The organism is Brakhagea baltica (assembly GCF_052161605.1).
GTDB lineage: Bacteria > Planctomycetota > Planctomycetia > Pirellulales > Pirellulaceae > JBKCUI01.
Genome location: NZ_CP197409.1, coordinates 6800445 through 6819907 on the forward strand (window position 1 = coordinate 6800445; position 19463 = coordinate 6819907).

Below are 19463 nucleotides of genomic sequence, written 5' to 3' on the forward strand. Positions count from 1 at the left end.
ATTCATCCACAGCCGATACTCAAGACACGTCGCGTTGTGCAAGGCCCTGGTCTGAAAACCCTAGGGTAGGAGGGATCGAAAGGAATCGATCAATGGCAGTTCCAACCCAGTCAAATCAAAGAAGTAGTTCGTTAGAGCAAGCAGGCGTTCCTGTTCTGTTTTCGATCAAGAACGTTCAGCCACTGATTTTTGCTGCACAGGCTCGCGCCACGTTATCTTCTGAATCAGACACCGCTCGGTCCTCGACCGTTGAAACTGCTGGTGTTTCCGACAATGCTCAATCGAAGGTAACGGCTCCTATAGCACAGGCCATTCCGTCTGCTGAAAGCAACGCTCCGATCGCTAAAGCACGGCGAAGCAATTGGTTGTCCAAGGCGGTGACGACCGGCTTCGTGGTCATGCTAATCGCGCTGGTTATCCGATTTTCGGTTCCCGGTTCGAGGAATGAAGGCGAGTTAGCATCGACTGGAGCCGACGGAAATCAAACAGAAGCAAACTCCCATGTGCCTGAGATGATCGTCGGCCCGGAAGCCAACGCTTCAGAAAGCTTGAAAACACGAGTCGCCTCTCGTCCTGCTGTGGGGAATGATACATTCCTCGGAAATGATACCAAGCTCGACCAGTCTTCACTGCCAGCCTCCGAAGTACCAGCGTTGCCACCTCTCCTAGTTTCATCCGAACAATCGCCAGGACAACACAACACTGCCAACGTTGAAAGTGAAAGTACACTGCCATTCATTCTGGGACCAGTGGCCTCTGATTTGCCCGATCAAAACGGCATGCAGTTGGGTGAATTCAATATCGTCAATGAAGCAGGTAGTGAGAGCACTCTCGCTAATCCAGAATGGAATCTAGGTCCGGTAGGGGGGGCTCCGGCCAGAACCGGTAAAGGTATGCATGCCGACGCATCGCAAACGGCGACGGGGAGCGTTCCGGGCGGTGTTCAGGCAATCGAAACGTTGACCCCTGATAAAACACTCGCGGAATTTATGCAACTATTCCGAAATGCCACCCAGACTTCGCCACCGCAGTCACCCGCATTCCTGTATCAGCCAGTGTCGACCGGTGGTGCTCAAAGCGTTGCCGGCCAATCCACCAACGGTGGGTCGCAGTACATTCCCATTTTCGCTGGACAGTCGGGAGTCAATGACCAGAGCCAGAATGTGGAACCCCCTACTGGCTACAAACCACTCACGATTCCCGCCTATGAGCAAAGCATACCCGGCCAGCCACTAAACCGTTATCAGCCGATTAAACAACCGCAGCGAACACCTCAGTCAGATGGTGCACCCGCTTCAGTTCCCTATCAGCCCTTGGTGAATCCAGAGGCAAACGCTCCAACGGGAACGAGCTTTGGGTATCCACCGGTACAGTTTCCCCCTGGATAACGCAGAGCTCCAGCCGGGGCATAGAAAGCAGTCAAATCCCAGTGTGATCATTTCCACGGGTCCCACGCAACCAAAACGCAGTTCGTCAATGGAAAGTCCGCGTCTATGAGTAACGAAGTCAATCAAGCGTTTCTTCGGGCTTACGTGAAGAATCGAGCCGATCGTGCTTTGCATCGACAGAATACGCAACATCCAGCTCCGACGGAAGGGGCGGAAACTATTCGAGATCTTCCCAATCGCGGCGATACCCTGCGGATTGACCAGGTTGCTCGCCAACAGCCTCGGAGTCAAGAGGAAGAAACCAGTTCCCCAACCCGCTCTGTACAGGTCCCCTTTCTGCCGCATGGTCCAGTCAAGGAGCGGGCTCCTCAACTAGCTCCCACACGACCGGCAAGTAAGCCAGTGGAAGCGGGAAGCAGTGTAGAAGATGGAAGCGGAGTGTGGTCGCCGATCGGTGTCGAACGCGCGATGAAGGGGAGCAACCGGGGGAGCTCTGTTCCCGCTGTTGTTGTTAACGCACCTCGTTCCCTTCCATCGGCCAATGCGACTCGGGTTGGGTCTCGGACGGTTCCTGCATCATCCACGCCTGACACCCAACAGCCAACTCAGCCACTGAGGCAGGTCCAAGCTTCCAAGGTTGCTTCGTTGCCCACAGCTGCTACATCAACACAAAGAATGCGTATCGATGATGGGCATGGCACTCAGAAACGCCCTCATATTCCGTCGGTCTCGACAGCAAAACAAGCCTCCGCTGATTCGTTAAACCGTACGGGAAACTCCAACCCAATGCAGGTCGCACCGAGTGTTGTTTTAAATGATCAACTGGGAAACCTCGGTGATCGAGCCTTAGAACGAATGATGATTCCAGATGCACCGATCATGGCAGGGGCTGGACTTGAATCGACTCGAGTTCTCTCTCCGTCACTCAATGTAAGTACCAAGGAATCTGCCCCGAAGGGGTCTACCTTGCCGACGAAACGTAGCTCTCCTACCATGCCTCAAAACGGGGATCTTCACACATCCCATGCGAGAGTGCCAGAACCCAAACTTGGGCCTACTGTAAAAGATAAAACCCCACTAGCTCCTTCCAGCCTTCCACTCCCCGTCGCCTTCTCTCCAAGCTGGGAGGTAGATAGCTTCCTGTGGCCGGAAGTACTTAGGCAAATCGAGAAATCTGATGTCGCGGCGTTTCATGCAATTTCTAAGCATTTGAGATTAGCTAATCAAGACGGCTTGAAAGTTATGGCGGTGACGAGTGGCGAGCGTGGCGTCGGTAGAAGCACAGTAGCTATGCATTTGGCACGCTGTGCAGCGGCCTCCGGTCTCAACGTCGCCCTGGTTGACGCAGATGGTTTTCATCCTAGCTTGATCGATCAGCTAAAGCTGGACCTAGATCACGGCTGGCAAGAATGTCTTTTCGAGAACGTCCCCTTGGAAGAGGTGGCTGTTAAATCTCTCGAAGATAACATGACGTTCTTCCCGTTGACCTCAGTGATTCCAACGCAGCAATTGCATGTGAATTTGCATCGTATGGCCAAGGTTGTGAAGCGTATTTCCATGGCGTTTGATATGGTATTTCTCGATTCCAATCGACTCAACCTTGAACAGAGGGATTTGATTGGTGTTTCCCAGGAACGAATCATTGATGCAGCGATTATTGTTACCGATTCCGAACTAAGCATTAAGGAAAAGATCGACACGGCAGTCTCCATTCTGCATGGCATGGGAATCGCATCGGTGGGACTCGTACAGAATTTTCATAGCTAGAAAGACAATGCCATGTACGAAAGCCATTGGGGACTAATGCGACTACCCTTCCAAGCGAAGATGGATTTAGAGACGTATTATCCGTCTGAATCGCAACAAGCCGCTGCACTTAAGCTGCATTATGCAATCGAACAAAGACGAGCGGTCGCGGTGATATGCGGTGAGCCCGGTTTGGGGAAAACCATGCTCCTGAACTCTTGTTTAGGGCAGTTGCCGGACAGCGTCGCACCCATTGTCAAGTTGGTATTCCCCGCGATGGCTCCTGACCAGCTTTTGCGATCGATCGCCAAATTGATGGGTGAGCAGCAATCACCTGCGGATCGCAACCTCAGCGAGTCCGTAGATTTCATCGATGAAATACTCCGTGACAATCTGGCCGATGGCAAACACGCAGTTTTGGCAATCGACGAAGCGCACTTGCTGGACCAACATGACTCGCTCGAGCCGTTACGGTTGCTTCTGAATTTGGCGGGGGACGTATGCCAGTCTGAATCGCCGCTGACCCTGGTTCTATGCGGAGGAACCTCGCTAATCTCTCATGTTGCCAAACACTCATCGCTTGATGATCGAGTAGCTGTCCGTTGTCATCTCGAGCGGTTTTCACTCGATGATACGGTCGCCTATGTGCTCCACCGCCTGCGATGCTCTGGAGCCAAACGTGAAGACATCCTGTCCAGCAAGGCCTTTGAGCAATTGCATTTGCTTTCTCAAGGAGTTCCCCGCCGAATCAACCGACTGTGTGACCTGGCCTTGATGATCGGTTTTGCTCAGGACCTAGATCAAATCGAAGCTCGAACCATTCAGTCCGCCCACGGCGAACTATCTTCTCAAAGACAAGCTGCGTAGGGCCGTTAGCTCCCCCACAATTGTAGCAATTTGCACGCATGCTCTGCGGCTTGTTCCATTTGATCCAGCGAAGCGTATTCGCGGACGGAATGGATATTGTACTGACCAACTGATAAATTCGGCGTTGGTAGTCCCAGGGCACTCATCAATGCTCCATCGGTTCCGCCGCGGATGATGTCTCGCCGACAGGGGCGGCCCAATTGCTCGAATGCCTTTTCGGCAAGATCGGCAGCTCTCGGGAATTTCGAGAGCACATCTCCCATATTGCGATACTGCTCTTTGATTTCAACAGTTGCTGTAACACCTGGATACGTCGAACCGATGGTTCTCGCTATCTCGCGAAGCATCTCTGCGTAGGCGGTGAGCTGAGATGTTTCAAAATCTCTGATAATCAGATGAACCTCGGAGGATTGAACACCACCTCCGACATGATAGGGATGGATAAAGCCTTCGCGGTCCGACGTCGTTTCTGGCGATAGCTTTGATTTGGGGAGTGCTGCGAGGAATGCACCGGTGGCCCTGAGCGAGTTAACCATTTTCCCTTTGCCAACCGAAGGGTGGGTATTGCGTCCCTCGAACCTCACGATCGCCATGTCAGCGGAGAAAGTTTCGACGTCGATCGTTCCCGCTCCTCCGCCGTCCAGCGTGTAGCCCACACAGGCTTTCGCTTTCGCCAGGTCAAAGTGCTTGGTGCCAGCACCTATCTCTTCATCGCATGTAAAAAGCACTCTCAGCGGTGCGATCTGAGCACTGGGGCTCTCGAGCAGTGATTGGGCAACCTCCATGATGACCGCGATACCCGCTTTGTCGTCGGCTCCGAGGAGAGTCGTCCCATCGGTGGTGACTAGCGTGTGCCCGATTAAGTTCTCGAGCTCGGGCGAATCGACAGGATCTATAACGAGCCCCTCTCGCAGGTGGATAGGGCCTCCTTGGTATGCTTTGATCACTTGCGGATTGCAATGTTCCCCTGGTGCCTCGGGAGACGTATCGAGGTGAGCATTGAGCAGAACAGCAGGGGCAGACAAGTTGGTAGGATTGATGGTTGCCCAAACCAATCCGAACGCATCGTGCTCCACCTCGGTTGCTCCCATGGCTAACAATTCCTCGGCGAGCAGCTTTCCAAGTACCAATTGCCCAGGCGAGCTAGGATAGGTGTTCGACTGAGGATCAGCCGCAGTGCCAAATCTTACGTAAGTTAGGAACCGTTCCAGCAATCTCTCGCGGTTGATCATTTGCCGATCTCCGCCAGTAGTTCACCCATTTCGGCAGCAGCGTGATGATCGTTTTGCGACCGAGCTTCTTCGATGCCATCCCGCAAAAAGGTTCGAGCCTCCTCAATCCTATCATGCTCTACTAACTGCTGGGCGGCCATGAAAAACGCAGGTACATATTTAGGTGTGGCTTGGTAAGCAAGCTCTTGCAACAGTCCGATACTTCTCTCCGCCTCTCCCGCCTTGCGATATTCCATGGCTAAGGTGTATCTTAAAAACGTATCGTTGGGCTCCGACTCAAGCATCGCAAGAATCTTTTCAAGTCTGGTCATATCAGAGTCTACTTAATCAACAGAGGATGATAGGTGGCAAAGGAACTGAGCGAGCATAATCAGATTGTCTTAGGAGTCTAGAAAAAAGGCAACCGCTGACTAAGCAAAAGGTGAGCTCCTTTAAGCTTGGTATGCACGCGGTGATATCATGCACCAACACAAAGCACCCAGCGCGTAAACCCCTGCAAATAAACCTAACACTAAATCCCAATTCCCTGTCCAACCCACAAGTTTAGCTACCACGATAGGGCAAGCGGTTGCGGCAAAATTTCCGCACATATTCATAACACCAAAAACTCTCGGTACGCGTGGACCAGCAATGTCGATAGCGGTCGCAAATGCGCATGGACCAGCGAACGCCGCGCACAATGCACCTGCCGAAAGTACTCCCACCGCCAGATTGACATCTTCGATAAGCCACGCGATCAAGACGAGCAACGAACACAACGCCAACGAGATTCCTCCGACCCCACTGCGGCTGGCCCGCAAGCTCTTGGTACGCTGCCATACCCAGTCGGTGACGTATCCTCCAAGAAGACTACCAACTAGGCTTCCTCCCAAAACGAGACCTTGCAATACTCCTGATTGGGCTACTGAAACACCGCGAGTTTCTTGCAAATAGGTTGGGAACCAGCTTGAAAAGAACATGTAGCCTGCTGCTCGAAAAATTTGTTGTCCACACAGGAACCACAAAGTGGCACTCGACCACAATCCATGCGAATCGGAGTGGGGACAGGCTTCAACTATCTGGGATTTCTCGCTGAGATTGTCTGCTTGCCCAGTATCTTGAGCCCCACGAATCGTCTCTCTTTCAGCATCATTCACCCTAGGATCCTCGTGGGGAGTATTGCGAAATCGCCACGCAAATCCGATGGCCCAAAGGAAACCAGGAATCGCGAAGCAAACGAATACCCATCGCCAACCGATGACAGCCAGCAGTAGGCCGGCAACTGCGCTGGAAAGAATGGCTCCTAATTGCATTCCCGAAGCAATCAGCCCGCACGAAAACGAACGTCGTGACATCGGCATCCAGACTCCGATCGCTTTACACGAAGCCGGAAATATTCCTGCCTGTGCGATCCCCATCAGCAGTTGCATGGTGAGCAACACAAAAAATACCGCGCTCGCGGCTATCCCCAGAGTCGCTAGTGACCAGCCCACTGCGAACAAAGCTAACGCCCAACGAATGCCAATCTTCTCACTGCACCACCCACTGGGGACTTGAAACAAACCATAGGTCAGAAAGAAAGTGCCCATGAACCAAGCAGACTGATCCTTGGTCCAACCCAGATCGGTTCGAATGGAGCTTTCTGCAACGCTGACGACGTTCCTGCAAAGATAAGACAGGGCGGCTGCTGTGATCAGCCAAGCCATCACCTTGTAACGAACGTTCGTCGGCTGTTCGCTCATGCCGCTAGTGCCGCCATGAGTCTCGCAAAGAGACGGTCCACCTCGAGCTGAGTCTCGTCATCCATGACCCAACCCACCGGCTGCCGCTGCAAAGTGTTTCGAAAAATACCTCGCTTCTGCAACAAATACTTTTCTATTGCCAAGAACCCGTCCAATCCCGCTTGTAATTGCAAGGCGACGACGGCGCTGATGGGAAACGCAATCTCGTAAATCCGTTCATCATCGTTCGCTTCGAGCGCATTCCACAACGCGACAATTCCATCCAGCAGATCGGTGCCGGGCATCGTGCCTACAATGCCACGGCGATAGCAATCGACCAAACAAATCCCACCAGAACCTTCGAGGACTTTTGCTTGCCCACCGGTCGCCACTCTCAATCGACTCAGGTTCGGTCCTAAGGGACTCGCCTCCGGTTTGAAAAGTATCTTCTCTGGTCCGAACCGTTGCAGCAATTGGATATAAACATCCAGATCGATACTAGCTCCCACATAGCTCGAGGCATCTTGAACCACCAAAGCAATGTCAATTTCAGACGCGATAGCAGAGAAGTAATCTATCGTAGCCCGCGAACCAAGCCTGGTCGCGATCGGTGGAATAGCCATCACGGCGGTCGCGCCGAGCGCCTCAGCATGGCGAGCGTAATCAATGGCGTCGCGAATGCTCTCAGCTCCCACGCTAATGATGATCGCCCCATGTCCTTTTGCCAATTCACAAATCCGTCCTGCTAACTCTAACCGACCATGATGTCCGAGTCGCAAAACTTCACTGACCATGGCCATGACCACTCCGTTGGCTCCTACGGAGAAAGCCCAGTCGATCTCTTTGCGGAGTACCTCTACGTCGATGTCGCCACTCGCTGTAAATGGCGTATGCAAAACCGGCAATACGCCTGATATAGGAAAATCAATCTTGGACGACATGAGAAATCAGCTCCGACATGGCTTCAAGTGTTTTTTCAAAGCTACCCCGATCAAACGGAGTTTGCCAAACAGGATAGACATCGAGATCGTACATCTCCGTTGGCGGTAAATAACCAATCGAACCGTTGATCAAATTCATACAAACGAGGGTTCGATCTACGAATCTCCGACGCAACTCTTGCTGCAACTCCGAGTAGGGTTCACAGCAACTGCCTACAATGATCGCATCCCCTAAACGCCAAACATAAATGGGTAACGCAAAGGTGTTTGCATCACCGATGCCACGGCGAATATCTCGCTTGCGTCTTAAACGCTCCTCTATTGCGCGATCCTCGCATGCCGCACGTTCCTGTTCCAAGACTTCCGCACTCGGCCAGTCTTTGATCGGCAGTTCTACCTGCGTGCATGCCGATCTTATGATGGTCGATGGTTCGACGGAAAAATGTTTCCAAACAGCCAACGGAGCCCCCGACTCGACGGTTTCCGCGTACCGCAAGGCTGTTCCTGCTGGTTCCATTTGCTCGAGTACGGACAATGTCGCATAAGCTAACTGTCTGCCGTGCCGGTCCGCCACCTCGAGATCGCCGACATATTGCAGGCGTGGAGCTAGGTCGCCGCATGCCCCTAGCATAAATAGTGAGGGCGAGTGAGTTACGGCCTCGACTGTCGCCCGCATCGCGCCGATGTAATCGGGCGAGATGGCAGAATTGTCCCAAGCCAACGTAGTCGGATGACAAGCGTAATTGGTCAGTGTGCCCCTAATGCGGCCACTCTCGTCACTAATCCGACCGACCACCAATGTGTCGTCTGCGGGGTTTTCCGGGTTTAGCCCACAAATGACACGCGACGATCCATAGCTGGGGTCTGGCAAGTCGCGATTCGCAGCCAACATGCAATGTCCAACCCCCCATTCGAGCAATCCATCAAAGAGAAGTTGCTGAGCCTCTGAAACTACAGAAACCGCTCTTTCTAAGAGCTGCTCCATCCACGCGTTCAGAAGATCGCTTCCAGGCAATTCCGCTTCGGCTTGCATAAGAGGCGGCCCTGCATGAGTATGGCTCAAGGCAAAGATCACGTGGTGTTCGGCGAACCCGCAACGTTCTTTAAGACGCCCCATAAACTGTTGATAGGTTTGAGGGGTTTTCCACCAACCCAGATCTGCATCGAGATAGAAAAGTAGGGGTGAGTTGTCGTCACCTACAACGACCAAGGCTGTCAACGTGAGAGGTCGATGAATGGAAGTCGCCGTATCATGGAGGGCCGCGCCCCAGTTCCTGGAATAAATTCCGAGGGGAGGAGTAATGTCCACTCTCGCGATGCCGAACCTCGCTCGTAAGGCATTTCTCTGAGATAGAAATTGTAAGGCAGAAGACTCTTTCATATCACCAATCTCCAACACTACCGTCGCCGTAGAATACATGTTGCAAAACCTCTTGTTGGAAAGGATGTTTGCGAACTTCTTCCTCGTTGACTTCGACCCCAAGTCCCGGTTTCTGATTAGGCTGAACCGTACGTGTTGCGGGATCAACGACGTAGCCTTCCTGTACAATGTCGCTTCTCCACGGAACATCATTGTGCACCGATTCGCAGATGATGTAGCTCGGCTGAGAGAAACCGAACTCCAGAGAAGCTGCAGTACTGATGGGGCCTTGAGGGTTATGCGGAGCTAACGCGATGCGGTGTGCATCGGCTAAAGCTGCAATACGGCGAGCTTCGGTGAATCCGCCACAATGCGTCAGATCCAATTGGCATATCTCACAGCCTCGCGCGGTGAATAAATCTCGAAACGCAGACAGATGAGTCAGGCGTTCTCCGGTTGCGATGGGCGTGGAAACGGAGCGATTGATGGCTGCTAAACTTTCGATACTCTCAGGCCAGCAAGGCTCTTCAAGGAAATAGAGGCCGTAAGGTTCGAGTGCCTTGGCGAACTGCATGCCCATCGCAGGTGACGGTCGTGCATGACAATCGACCATGATGTCGACATTGTCACCGACCGCGTTCCGCATTGCCTCGACACAGGCTTCGGCAGCTTTGACTCCCTTTCGGCCTTCGATAGGCATCGTCGGAGGGACCGCCATCGACTTGAATGCTGAGAAACCTTCCGCGACAGCTTGCTGAGCCAGATCCGCAAATTGCTTAGCATTGTCGACGGGTGTTTCGTAGAAATGCTCTAGATTGCCTCCACCGAGATGGCAATAGAGTCGCACAAAATCCCGGACGCGACCACCAAAAAGTTGGTGGCAGGGGACATTGAGAACTTTGCCCAGGATATCCCACAAAGCGAGATCAATTCCTGCGATGGCGGTGGACCGCGTGATACCGCTACCGTGCCAAAAGTGTTGTCGCCACATCGTTTGCCAAAGGTGTTCGATTCGCGTCGGATCTTGGCCAATCAGCAGTTGAGACAGATCCTCTATGGTACCGACGATCCCTCGCGTATGCCATTCTAGGGTCGCTTCTCCCCAGCCGAATAGACCAGGCTGATCTGTGAGAACTTTTACGAAAACCCAATTCCGCATGCGAGCGTGACATACCAATGTTTCAATTGCGGTGATCTTCATTTTGATAGAGGATTCATTCCTGTACTACGCGAATTCTTCGGTTAGCTCGGTTTTTGAAATGCATCGTTACTAGCCTAACGGGAGAGGATTATAGCTACATAACGTCTTTTGGGTAACGGACCACAGGCGGTGACCATAGCAACCGGGATCCGATTTCAACGCAATATGTCATGGATCACGCGACCGTGAACGTCCGTGAGTCGTCGATCAATTCCGTTCTGTCGAACACTAAGTCGCAGATGGTCGATCCCCAATAAATGCAAAACCGTGGCATGCAAATCGTAACACCATGTTTTGTTTTCTACCGCTTGATAGCCCCAGTCGTCACTTCGACCATAGGAAACTCCCGGCTTGATGCCTGCTCCCCAAAGCCACGTAACAAAGCTACCTCCATTATGATCTCGCCCTAGTCCGCCTTGAGCAAACGGGGTTCGACCAAACTCAGTCGTCCATATCACGAGCGTATCGGAATCGAGGCCGCGAGCTTTCAAGTCCTTTAATAGGGCTGCAATCGGGCGGTCGACACTCTGAGTCATCGGCGGCAGTTCGGTTTGAATGTTGCCGTGGTTATCCCAATTGTTGGTCGCTCCTTGGGGGCCACTCCAGACCTGGACAAACCGCACACCACGTTCCACGAGTCGTCTAGCCAACAGGCAGCGTCTGCCAAAGTCGTCCGTGGCTGCCGTTCCTATACCGTACTCGCTGAGGGTATGCTCCGTTTCTCTGGTTAAATCCAATGCTTCCGGCGCGGAGAGTTGCATCTTGGCAGCTAGCTCGTAGCTGGCTATCCGTGCCTCGAATCGCGAGTCACCTGGGTACTTCTGGCTATGCTCTTTGTTTAGCAAACGCAATAAGGCTTGGCCATCCTGATCGGCATCCGAGTTGGCGAAGGAATAACGAGAATTCGGCATCAGGTCGGGAATGGTCACAGGATCGTTAGCCTGCAAGACAACTCCCTCGTGCACGGTCGGAAGAAAACCGGCGCTAAAACAACCTTGCTGGTTATACGGCAAGCCACGAGCATCGGGGAGGACAACAAAGGTTGGTAAGTTGTCCGTTAGATTGCCGAGGGCGTAGGATATCCATGCTCCCATGCAAGGAAAGCCCGGCAGCAAAAAACCAGAATTCATCATGTAGGTCCCTGGACCATGCACATTTGTCTTGGTCGTCATCGCCATGAGGAACGCCATTTCGTCCACCAATTTGGCTTGTTCAGGGAATAGCTCGCTCACCCAGCGACCTGAGTCACCATGCTGTGCAAATCGGTACGGACTTTTCATCAATGCTCCAGCCGGCGCTGTAAACCCCTCCGGCTTTTCTTTAGGACCTAGCATTTGACCGTGCAAGCGATCGAGCTCTGGCTTGTAGTCGAACAAATCCATCGGGCTTGCACCACCGGTCATAAATAGCTGGATGATACGCTTGACCTTTGCGGGATGATGTTCGATCGGAGCTGTGTTCGGCTCAGTGCTCCTTTTTTGTTCGCCGTGTGCTTCACGCTCGAGCAATTGTGCCAGAGCCAGGGCAGCAAACCCACCCCCCGATTGCATCAGCAACTGTCGTCGATTCGATAGATTGTCCATGGTCAATCGCCGATCTTACCAAGCGGGTTAAGGGAGGAATAAAAACTCGTTGGAGTTGAAAACGATTCTGCACAAAGCAGCCAAGCCATGGTTCTCAGCGTAAAGTCTCATGGCAGCGCCCTCGCTGGTATCTGGTTCACGTTGATATGCCCATCGTGTCAACAAGCGAATCTGTTCCTCGAGATCGGCGCTTTCATGACCAAGTCGTTCGGCAGTCTGCTGCGCATGGTATAGCACGAACGAATTGTTAAGAAGCGCGAGAGCCTGCAAGGGAGATGCGGAGTTCGTCCTGGTAGGAGCCAAAAGGCCCAAGTCAGGAAAATCCATGGCCGACATGAGAGGGTCGGGAATTCCTCGCCACACATAACGGTAAATGCTGCGGCGGTTCGAGTGAGGGGTGGACCAATCGTAGGCGGCATAATCCAGTTTGGGAGTCGACTGTGGACCAGGTTGCTGTTTAAAGTGCTGGATCGCGGACCCTCCTTTCGCTAGGTCTAGCCGACCGGAAATAGATAGTACGTAATCCCGAAAGGCATCAGCATCAAGCCGTAAGCGATTTTGTTTCCAAAGAAGGCGGTTTTGGGCATCGACAGATTGGGCTTCGTTGCGATCCTCAGAGGATTGTTGATAAGTTTGACTGGTGACGATAAGCCGATGAAGCTTTTTGAGTGATCCTCCGGCGTCATCGCGAAACCAAATTGCCAACCAATCGATCAATTCTGGGTGCGATGGAACGCCACCCATGCGACCGAGATCGCTCGGGGTGTCGCACAGCCCCTGACCAAAATGGTAGTGCCAAACTCGGTTGACCGCGCTACGCCAAGTCAGCACATTGTCGGGATGCGCCAACCAGTTGGCGAGGGCGGCTCTCCGTTGAGGCTCGCTATCTAGATTAATCGATTCGAAACGTGCAGGGGAGTGAGTCAGTACGGAGAGTGCTCCGGGCAGAACCTGTTGGCGGGGCTTTGAGATTTCACCACGCTCGAGCAGGTGGACTTGTTTGGGAGCCACGATCGAGGCTGCTTGATAGGTCCCATTTCCCGCAGGAATGGAAACATGGGGGCCAGCAGCATATACCAGTTGCTGAGCTGGCAGCATCGCGAGCTCTCGGTCTGCGGCTTGTTCGGCGAAATACGCCGACAACGTCAGGTGTTGTTCTGGAGAACGTTGTGCCTCAGCTACTTTCAACGCATGCTCGACTTCTTTCGGAAATGCAACGGTGCGTTCGGGTGGAGCATCGGTGACGCTGAGACGAAAGGCTCCGATTAAATGAGAGCCGCCATGCAACTGCTTCAAGGTAATCGTGAGTAAGCTGTGCTCGTCGACCGGTAGCGGTTCTGCGAAATCAAAGACGGCATGATGCGGTTTTCCTACTTCAGGATAAATCCCCCAAGCAGTTCGCGAGTCTCCGTCAATTGCTCTTTCGATACCCCAATCCGCTTGATTGAAATCCGCACTAGCGCGGACGATAGGAACCTTTTTGCCCATAGGCTGATCGGGATGAAAAAGTGAGATGGATACTTCGGAGAGGTGCAGGTTACCATTTTCGCAGCGGCCCGGTCCTTTCATTGGCAGCGAATCATGCGGTAGAACGTCCAACCTGAGTGCAGTGACCTGTTGCAGCGAGAGGTGTGAACTCAGCACATATGTATCTGTCGCAGGTGACACTCCTGATACCGCGTAGGTATGTTCCCCCTCTTTGGTAATCGTTGCCCCTTCGAGAGAAAGGTACGAGTCGAACTCGAGAGGCGTCCACGTGGCTAGCTCTTGCTGATGTTCAATCTCACTGCGAATAAGCTGCCTGGTAAAATCGCTTGCGAGGATGAGTGGGTTGCGATTTTGTGCTGCTTGCTTGATTTCTAAAAGCTGCTTTCGTTTTGCGGCGGTGGCTGGATCGGAATCATAAGTGATATTCCCTTTGATGATGCCCGAAAAAACCGCTTGCAAAGCGTAGTAGTCCTCTTGAGTGATGGGATCGAACTTATGAGCATGACACCGCGCGCAGTTGGCTGTCGCGCTGACAAAAGCAGCCATGGTCTGGGTGAGCATATCATCGCGATCGAGGTAATCAAAAGTGATCGGCCCAGTGGAATAGGTGCTCAAGTCAAATGTGCCGGCCCCGAGAAAACCCAAAGCAGGAATCAGATTGGTCGCCTCGGGCTCGAATACAACTACTGCAATCTGTTGGCGAATAAACCGATCCCAGCGGGTATCGCTGTTCAATGCTTGTATAACATAATCGCGATAGGGCCAGGCGTTATCGCGTCCGACATCATGTTCGTATCCGTGAGAATCGGCAAAATGAATTGTATCGAGCCAATGCCTGGCCCAGCGCTCGCCATACTGCGGCGAATTTAGTAGGTGATCCACAATACGAAGATAATTCTCTTCGCTTGGAGTTCTCAGAAACTCTTGAGTTTCATCCAGATCAGGAGGCAATCCGACAAGATCGTAGTAGAGGCGACGGATTCGTTCGCGCGGGGTGGCAATGGTAGAACGTTCAAGACCGCTTGAGTGGAGTTGGGCATAGATAAATGCGTCGATGGGATTGGGGCGGTCTAACGGTATAGGTGGGGCGACGAGTGGTTTCAAGGACCACCAATCCAAAGGATCGACTGATTCCGGTTGAACATGTCTATCATCGTAAGCTCCATGTTGGACCCAATCTCTAAGGATCTGGATTTCTTGGGGCGAAAGCTTTTCTTCCGGCATCATCAAGTCGGGATCCGAATGCTCCACTGCACGAATGAGGAGGCTTTCATCAGGCCGAGAAGGGATGATTGCCGGGCCGCGACTACCTCCCTGAGCCCATCCGCTTTTCCAATCGAGAACCAATCCCCCTTCCATTTGACCACTGCCGTGCGAATGACACGCGTAGCAATGTGCTCTCAAAAGAGGTTCCACTTTTTCTGTAAAGAAGTCCTTGGCATCATCCGCGCGAATGATACCGAGAGGGGGGATGCACGCGGTGGCAATGATAAAGCATAGAATGCGGAGTTCGGCAAACATGAGGCTTCGAAAGCTCAAGCTAGGTAAGTCGGGAATCGAGGGGGCGACTCCACGTGTCTAGGTGGGGATTAGTTATCTAGGTGGGAAGTTAGTTATTTAGGTGGGAAGGAGGAGCGAGATGACTTGCTCATTGTAACCGATTTGAGAGTTATGATCTTTCCATTTGCCCAAGCCATCTACCTAATTTTTATAGATGCTCGAGCCTTAGTCCTACACTTCGAGACCTCTTCTTTTCAGGACCCCTGGTTCTTTCAGCCGCTAAACAACGCTACAATACACAATAGTCTCTATATCTTTCGCACGTAGTGAGGGTGCTATGCGGATCGGAGTGGTGAAGGAATTGTTGCCGGGTGAGCGACGAGTCTCCTTGGTGCCGAAGAGTGTGGAAACTCTTCGCAAGGCTGGACTTCAAGTCACTGTGGAATCCGGTTGTGGCACTGAGGCGGGCTTTCCTGACAGTCTTTACATCGATGCCGGGGCTGAGGTAGCTGAGAATCGCAGCCAAGTTTACGGGGCGGATATTATCCTGCAAGTTCGTGGTTGCGGAGCGCAGCGAGCGACTGAAAGCCCGGATCTGAATCTATTGGGGCCTGAAAAAACTCTCATTGCAATGCTGGATCCCTTAGGTGAGCCGGGTATCCTCAGCGAATATGCCAAAACAGGAGCCAGTCTATTTTCTCTCGAATTGATCCCTCGGATTACTCGAGCTCAGAGCATGGATATTCTATCGTCTCAAGCCACTATTGCGGGGTATCGCGCCGTGCTGATGGCAGCGAACGAGTTGCCCAAGTTGTTTCCTATGATGATGACCGCCGCCGGGACCTTGGCGGCAGCGAGGGTGTTCGTTATTGGCGTGGGAGTCGCGGGACTTCAAGCGATCGCGACCGCAAGAAAACTGGGAGCGATAGTTCATGCGTATGATGTCCGGCCCGCATGCCGAGAGCAGGTCGAGAGTTTAGGTGGCAAGTTTGTGGAGCTCCAACTAGAAAACCAGTCCTCGGAAGACAAAGGCGGCTATGCAAAAGCTATGGATGAGGAATTTTATCGCAAACAAAGAGAGTTGCTAACGAGCGTCGTGAGGCAGAGCGACGTTGTCATAACGACCGCCGCCATCCCCGGCAAAAAGTCACCACTACTCGTTACTGCAGAGGCAGTGGAATCCATGGTTCCCGGTTCTGTGATTGTTGATCTTGGAGCCGAGCGCGGTGGCAACTGTGAATTAACCCAGCCCGACCACAGAGCCATGGTAAATGGTGTTTGCATTCTGGGCCCAACCAACATTTCTGCCGAGATTCCTCACCATGCTAGTCAGATGTATTCCAATAACGTGACGAAGTTTCTTTTGAATATGATCAAGTCTGGGAGGCTCGAACTCAACCTAGATGACGAAATTGTCCGTGAAACCCTTGTGGCACGCGATGGCCAGATCACCAATGCGCGGGTCGCAGACCTGTTGGCACCTGCCGCATAACAACTAATTGCTTGTCCTATTCCGAAGCCGAGTTCCATTGGGAAACTTGGCGAATCCCTCCAAGCCACTAGAAAGCAAAGATCGCAAAATGTTGCCACCACTTCAAGGCAAGATGGGTAGGTTCGCGAAATCGATTCTCGGTTGTCTCGTGTTGTTTTTTATCGTAGGTGAATTACCTGTTCGAGGACAACCTGCCGCTTTACCGGACGATCCAGCAGCATCGGCCAGGAGTTTGGCGGAATCGCAATTAGCCTCAGAGACTGCAGCGAAGAGTTCAGGTTGGACGCGTCTACAAGTGTTAGCTGGCAGCATGACCGTCTTCGTCCTTGCCGTGTTTATTGGCTTTGAAGTCATCTCAAAGGTCCCTCCGACGTTACATACACCATTGATGTCTGGATCCAATGCTATCAGCGGCATCACCGTGGTGGGGGCCATTATCGCAGCGGGCCAAGTTGGCAGTATGGCGGGCAATTATCTTGGGCTGCTGGGAATTTGTCTGGCGACGGCGAATGTCGTCGGAGGATTTTACGTCACGCATCGCATGCTGAAGATGTTCAAAAGCAAATCTCGGGCAGCTTGATCTTAATTCCGGGGTGATTGGTAAGGGCTCCTTAGTGTTTTTCCAAAAACGATTGTTATCATGACCGCAATTCTCGCTTTCGCCTATCTGATCTCGGCCATTCTGTTCATTCTTGGTCTCAAGAAAATGTCTTCTCCGCGCACAGCGGTTACGGGCAATATTTTGGGGGCGTCAGGGATGACGGTTGCGATTGCGGCTTCGTTGCTGGAGCCGAGTATGACTGGCTATCTGCTAGTAGCTCTAGGAATTTTGGTCGGGGGCTCGGTCGGGTTGTATTTGGCCATTACGGTCAAGATGACCGGTATGCCTCAATTAGTGGGAATTCTCAACGGGTTGGGGGGAGGTGCCTCGACCTGCGTTGCTGCGGCAGCTCTGTTTCACGACTTTGATCAGCCGCTCGATTCTTTAATTGCGATAGGGCTAGCTGCTTTTATTGGCTCAGTAACGTTTACGGGAAGCTTCATTGCTTACGCAAAGCTCGAAGAATGGAAGCGATTCAAGAAGCCGATGAGCGTCTCCTATCAGCAGACTGTAAACGTAATTTTGTTGGTGCTAGCTGGCTTTCTTATTTACTCCCTAACTGCGTCTGAATCCACAGTTTCGTCGGTTCTGTTCTTCATCGCGATAGTGATCATCGCTGGGGTGTTGGGGGTGTTCTTGGTGAATCCGATCGGTGGTGCCGACATGCCCGTGGTCATCTCGCTTATGAACTCCTATTCCGGTCTAGCAGGGGCCGCTTCCGGATTTGTGATCAACAATCATGCGCTCATTATCACAGGTTCTCTCGTGGGAGCATCTGGTATGATTCTGACCAAAATCATGTGCAAAGCCATGAATCGGTCACTTGGCAATGTACTCTTTGGTGTCATGGCAGCTGGGAGCGATAGCCGTTCGGCCGATGATGTCTATGTGAATGTGCGAAGTACGACAGCGGATGATATTGCCATGATATTGGATGGAGTTCAACGCGTTGTGATTGTGCCAGGGTATGGAATGGCCGTTGCTCAAGCGCAGCATGCCGTTAGAGATCTGAGCAAGCTTCTCGAATCCAAAGGTACCAAGGTGGAGTATGCCATTCATCCGGTTGCAGGCAGAATGCCTGGGCACATGAACGTGTTGCTAGCAGAAGCCGACATAGATTATGCCAAGCTGAAAGAGATGGACGAAATCAATCCGACTATGGAGACTGTCGATGTCGCGATCGTCATTGGTGCGAACGACGTCGTGAATCCGGTCGCCAGAACCGATCCAAAGAGTCCGATCGCCGGCATGCCAATCATTGACGTTGATAAGAGCAGAACCGTTATCGTTATCAAGCGAAGCCTAAGCCCAGGATTTGCTGGCATACCCAACCCACTGTTTGCAATGCCTAACACGTTAATGTTTTACTCAGACGGACAAGCTGCCGTGATGGAGATCGTGAAGGCCTTTAAATCGCTGTAATCATGCAGATCCGACATCAAAAACATTCAGAACCTCTCACCGAGTGGGGAAAACCGCGATATAATCAAGAGAAGGTTGAGGGTCAGAAGGTCGTAGTTACGCGTTCCTACTAGTGGAATCCAGAAAATAAGGACACATGGTTATGAGTCAACTGCCAATGATGGAGTCGGAGGACGGAGCTGTTTGCTGCCGCTGGTCGCGCCGATGGTCACAAGCAATGTTAGGCTTTGGTGCGGGAGTCGCTGTTGCTGTCGTAGCTCTGGTTGGCTACGTCGCAGGAACCTGGAGCAGCGATTCATCGAGCATGAGTCGCGAGAGAGACTCTATTCCACCAATTCCACAGGAATTTCTAAGGGCGGCCGCTACTCACGGTTCCTCTAACCTAGCAGTTTGCACCGGGCAGGTCGACGATGAGGCAGAGGGGTTCTTCACGCTCGATTTTCTCACGGGAGAGTTAAAAGGTTGGGTTTACTACCCACGCTATGCAAGACTAGGTGGTTTCTTTGTTACCAATGTGCAGCCTTTTCTGGGAGTGAGTAAGAATCCCGAATATCTCTTAGTCACGGGGAATGCAATTACGGTCGGGCAATCCTCGAACGCTCGTCCCGCGCAGACCATGGTTTATGTCGTTGATGCCAAGAGTGGTTACTTCGCAACATTTACCCTTCCATGGAATCGTCCGGCGGCAAATTCTGGTACCCCTCAGAATGGAACCTTTGTTTTCGTGGATGGCGGGCAGGTTCGTGAACCGCAGGCCGGGGCAAAGAAACCCATTAATCCACCTGCTGCTCCCGGGGGAGCACCTGGAGCAGCACCTGGGGCAGCCCCAGGAAATCCTGGCGTTGGAGCACCCGGGCCTGGCCAGCAAAAATAAAGTCGGGGGGCTGCTTTCGCGCAAGTGAATTGCAAACGAGTGAATATTTCGCAAAATCACTCTTAGTC

Annotated in this window: 15 protein-coding genes; 7 read left to right on the forward strand and 8 right to left on the reverse strand. The window is 52.4% G+C overall.

Going from position 1 to position 19463, the window contains the following annotated elements; translation table 11 throughout:
- Positions 1 to 92 precede the first annotated feature (92 nt).
- The 3 genes from SH449x_RS26405 (at position 93) to SH449x_RS26415 (ending at position 4001) form a co-directional block, all read left to right on the forward strand.
- Positions 93 to 1388 (forward strand): hypothetical protein, encoded by a 1296-nt coding sequence (locus SH449x_RS26405; protein ID WP_482379073.1) that lies wholly within the window; start codon positions 93 to 95, stop codon positions 1386 to 1388.
- Between the two features lie 105 nt (positions 1389 to 1493).
- Positions 1494 to 3155 (forward strand): tyrosine-protein kinase family protein, encoded by a 1662-nt coding sequence (locus tag SH449x_RS26410; RefSeq protein WP_482379074.1) that lies wholly within the window; start codon positions 1494 to 1496, stop codon positions 3153 to 3155.
- Between the two features lie 12 nt (positions 3156 to 3167).
- On the forward strand, positions 3168 to 4001 hold the full coding sequence (locus SH449x_RS26415; RefSeq protein WP_482379075.1) for an ExeA family protein: 834 nt from the start codon (positions 3168 to 3170) through the stop codon (positions 3999 to 4001).
- A gap of 5 nt (positions 4002 to 4006) precedes the next feature.
- Here SH449x_RS26415 and pepT read toward each other — a convergent pair whose 3' ends face one another.
- From pepT to SH449x_RS26455, 8 genes are all read right to left on the reverse strand, one after another.
- Positions 4007 to 5233, reverse strand: a complete 1227-nt coding sequence (gene pepT / locus SH449x_RS26420) for a peptidase T (protein WP_482379076.1) — start codon at positions 5231 to 5233, stop codon at positions 4007 to 4009.
- Complete coding sequence (locus SH449x_RS26425; RefSeq protein ID WP_482379077.1) at positions 5230 to 5544, reverse strand: hypothetical protein; 315 nt, start codon at positions 5542 to 5544, stop codon at positions 5230 to 5232. The genes pepT and SH449x_RS26425 overlap by 4 nt, the downstream gene beginning before the upstream one ends.
- 120 nt (positions 5545 to 5664) lie before the next feature.
- The gene (locus SH449x_RS26430) at positions 5665 to 6954 is read right to left on the reverse strand and encodes an MFS transporter (protein ID WP_482379078.1); all 1290 of its coding nucleotides are present in this window, start codon (positions 6952 to 6954) and stop codon (positions 5665 to 5667) included.
- The gene (locus tag SH449x_RS26435) at positions 6951 to 7874 is read right to left on the reverse strand and encodes a dihydrodipicolinate synthase family protein (protein ID WP_482379079.1); all 924 of its coding nucleotides are present in this window, start codon (positions 7872 to 7874) and stop codon (positions 6951 to 6953) included. Before SH449x_RS26435 ends, SH449x_RS26430 begins: the two co-directional genes overlap by 4 nt.
- Positions 7858 to 9294, reverse strand: a complete 1437-nt coding sequence (locus tag SH449x_RS26440) for a neutral/alkaline non-lysosomal ceramidase N-terminal domain-containing protein (protein WP_482379080.1) — start codon at positions 9292 to 9294, stop codon at positions 7858 to 7860. The genes SH449x_RS26435 and SH449x_RS26440 overlap by 17 nt, the downstream gene beginning before the upstream one ends.
- Entirely contained in the window at positions 9257 to 10435 is a 1179-nt protein-coding gene (dgoD, locus tag SH449x_RS26445; RefSeq protein ID WP_482379081.1) for a galactonate dehydratase, read from the reverse strand. The genes SH449x_RS26440 and dgoD overlap by 38 nt, the downstream gene beginning before the upstream one ends.
- 155 nt (positions 10436 to 10590) lie before the next feature.
- Entirely contained in the window at positions 10591 to 12018 is a 1428-nt protein-coding gene (locus SH449x_RS26450) for a DUF1501 domain-containing protein (protein WP_482379082.1), read from the reverse strand.
- A gap of 27 nt (positions 12019 to 12045) precedes the next feature.
- A complete protein-coding gene (locus SH449x_RS26455; protein ID WP_482379083.1) occupies positions 12046 to 15027 on the reverse strand; it encodes a PSD1 and planctomycete cytochrome C domain-containing protein in 2982 nt (993 codons plus the stop codon).
- Positions 15028 to 15343: 316 nt separating this feature from the next.
- Here SH449x_RS26455 and SH449x_RS26460 point away from each other — a divergent pair, with 316 nt between their 5' ends.
- The 4 genes from SH449x_RS26460 to SH449x_RS26475 all read left to right on the forward strand — a co-directional run bounded on the left by SH449x_RS26460 (position 15344) and on the right by SH449x_RS26475 (position 19395).
- Positions 15344 to 16498, forward strand: coding sequence for a Re/Si-specific NAD(P)(+) transhydrogenase subunit alpha (locus SH449x_RS26460; protein ID WP_482379084.1), 1155 nt, complete (start codon positions 15344 to 15346; stop codon positions 16496 to 16498).
- A gap of 88 nt (positions 16499 to 16586) precedes the next feature.
- A complete protein-coding gene (locus SH449x_RS26465; protein WP_482379085.1) occupies positions 16587 to 17078 on the forward strand; it encodes an NAD(P) transhydrogenase subunit alpha part 2 in 492 nt (163 codons plus the stop codon).
- A 60-nt stretch (positions 17079 to 17138) separates the two neighbouring features.
- The gene (locus tag SH449x_RS26470) at positions 17139 to 18521 is read left to right on the forward strand and encodes an NAD(P)(+) transhydrogenase (Re/Si-specific) subunit beta (protein ID WP_482379086.1); all 1383 of its coding nucleotides are present in this window, start codon (positions 17139 to 17141) and stop codon (positions 18519 to 18521) included.
- Positions 18522 to 18663: 142 nt separating this feature from the next.
- Positions 18664 to 19395: a hypothetical protein gene (locus SH449x_RS26475; protein ID WP_482379087.1), complete on the forward strand. Its 732-nt coding sequence runs from the start codon at positions 18664 to 18666 to the stop codon at positions 19393 to 19395.
- Positions 19396 to 19463 lie beyond the last annotated feature (68 nt).

Coding starts and splice junctions, on each gene's coding strand:
- SH449x_RS26425 (WP_482379077.1), bottom strand. CDS start 5,544: ATGACCAGACTTGAAAAGATTCTTGCGATGCTTGAGTCGGAGCCCAAC.
- SH449x_RS26435 (WP_482379079.1), bottom strand. CDS start 7,874: ATGTCGTCCAAGATTGATTTTCCTATATCAGGCGTATTGCCGGTTTTG.
- pepT (WP_482379076.1), bottom strand. CDS start 5,233: ATGATCAACCGCGAGAGATTGCTGGAACGGTTCCTAACTTACGTAAGA.
- SH449x_RS26410 (WP_482379074.1), top strand. CDS start 1,494: ATGAGTAACGAAGTCAATCAAGCGTTTCTTCGGGCTTACGTGAAGAAT.
- SH449x_RS26470 (WP_482379086.1), top strand. CDS start 17,139: ATGACCGCAATTCTCGCTTTCGCCTATCTGATCTCGGCCATTCTGTTC.
- SH449x_RS26450 (WP_482379082.1), bottom strand. CDS start 12,018: ATGGACAATCTATCGAATCGACGACAGTTGCTGATGCAATCGGGGGGT.
- SH449x_RS26415 (WP_482379075.1), top strand. CDS start 3,168: ATGTACGAAAGCCATTGGGGACTAATGCGACTACCCTTCCAAGCGAAG.
- SH449x_RS26430 (WP_482379078.1), bottom strand. CDS start 6,954: ATGAGCGAACAGCCGACGAACGTTCGTTACAAGGTGATGGCTTGGCTG.
- dgoD (WP_482379081.1), bottom strand. CDS start 10,435: ATGAAGATCACCGCAATTGAAACATTGGTATGTCACGCTCGCATGCGG.
- SH449x_RS26455 (WP_482379083.1), bottom strand. CDS start 15,027: ATGTTTGCCGAACTCCGCATTCTATGCTTTATCATTGCCACCGCGTGC.
- SH449x_RS26460 (WP_482379084.1), top strand. CDS start 15,344: ATGCGGATCGGAGTGGTGAAGGAATTGTTGCCGGGTGAGCGACGAGTC.
- SH449x_RS26475 (WP_482379087.1), top strand. CDS start 18,664: ATGAGTCAACTGCCAATGATGGAGTCGGAGGACGGAGCTGTTTGCTGC.
- SH449x_RS26440 (WP_482379080.1), bottom strand. CDS start 9,294: ATGTATTCTACGGCGACGGTAGTGTTGGAGATTGGTGATATGAAAGAG.
- SH449x_RS26465 (WP_482379085.1), top strand. CDS start 16,587: ATGTTGCCACCACTTCAAGGCAAGATGGGTAGGTTCGCGAAATCGATT.
- SH449x_RS26405 (WP_482379073.1), top strand. CDS start 93: ATGGCAGTTCCAACCCAGTCAAATCAAAGAAGTAGTTCGTTAGAGCAA.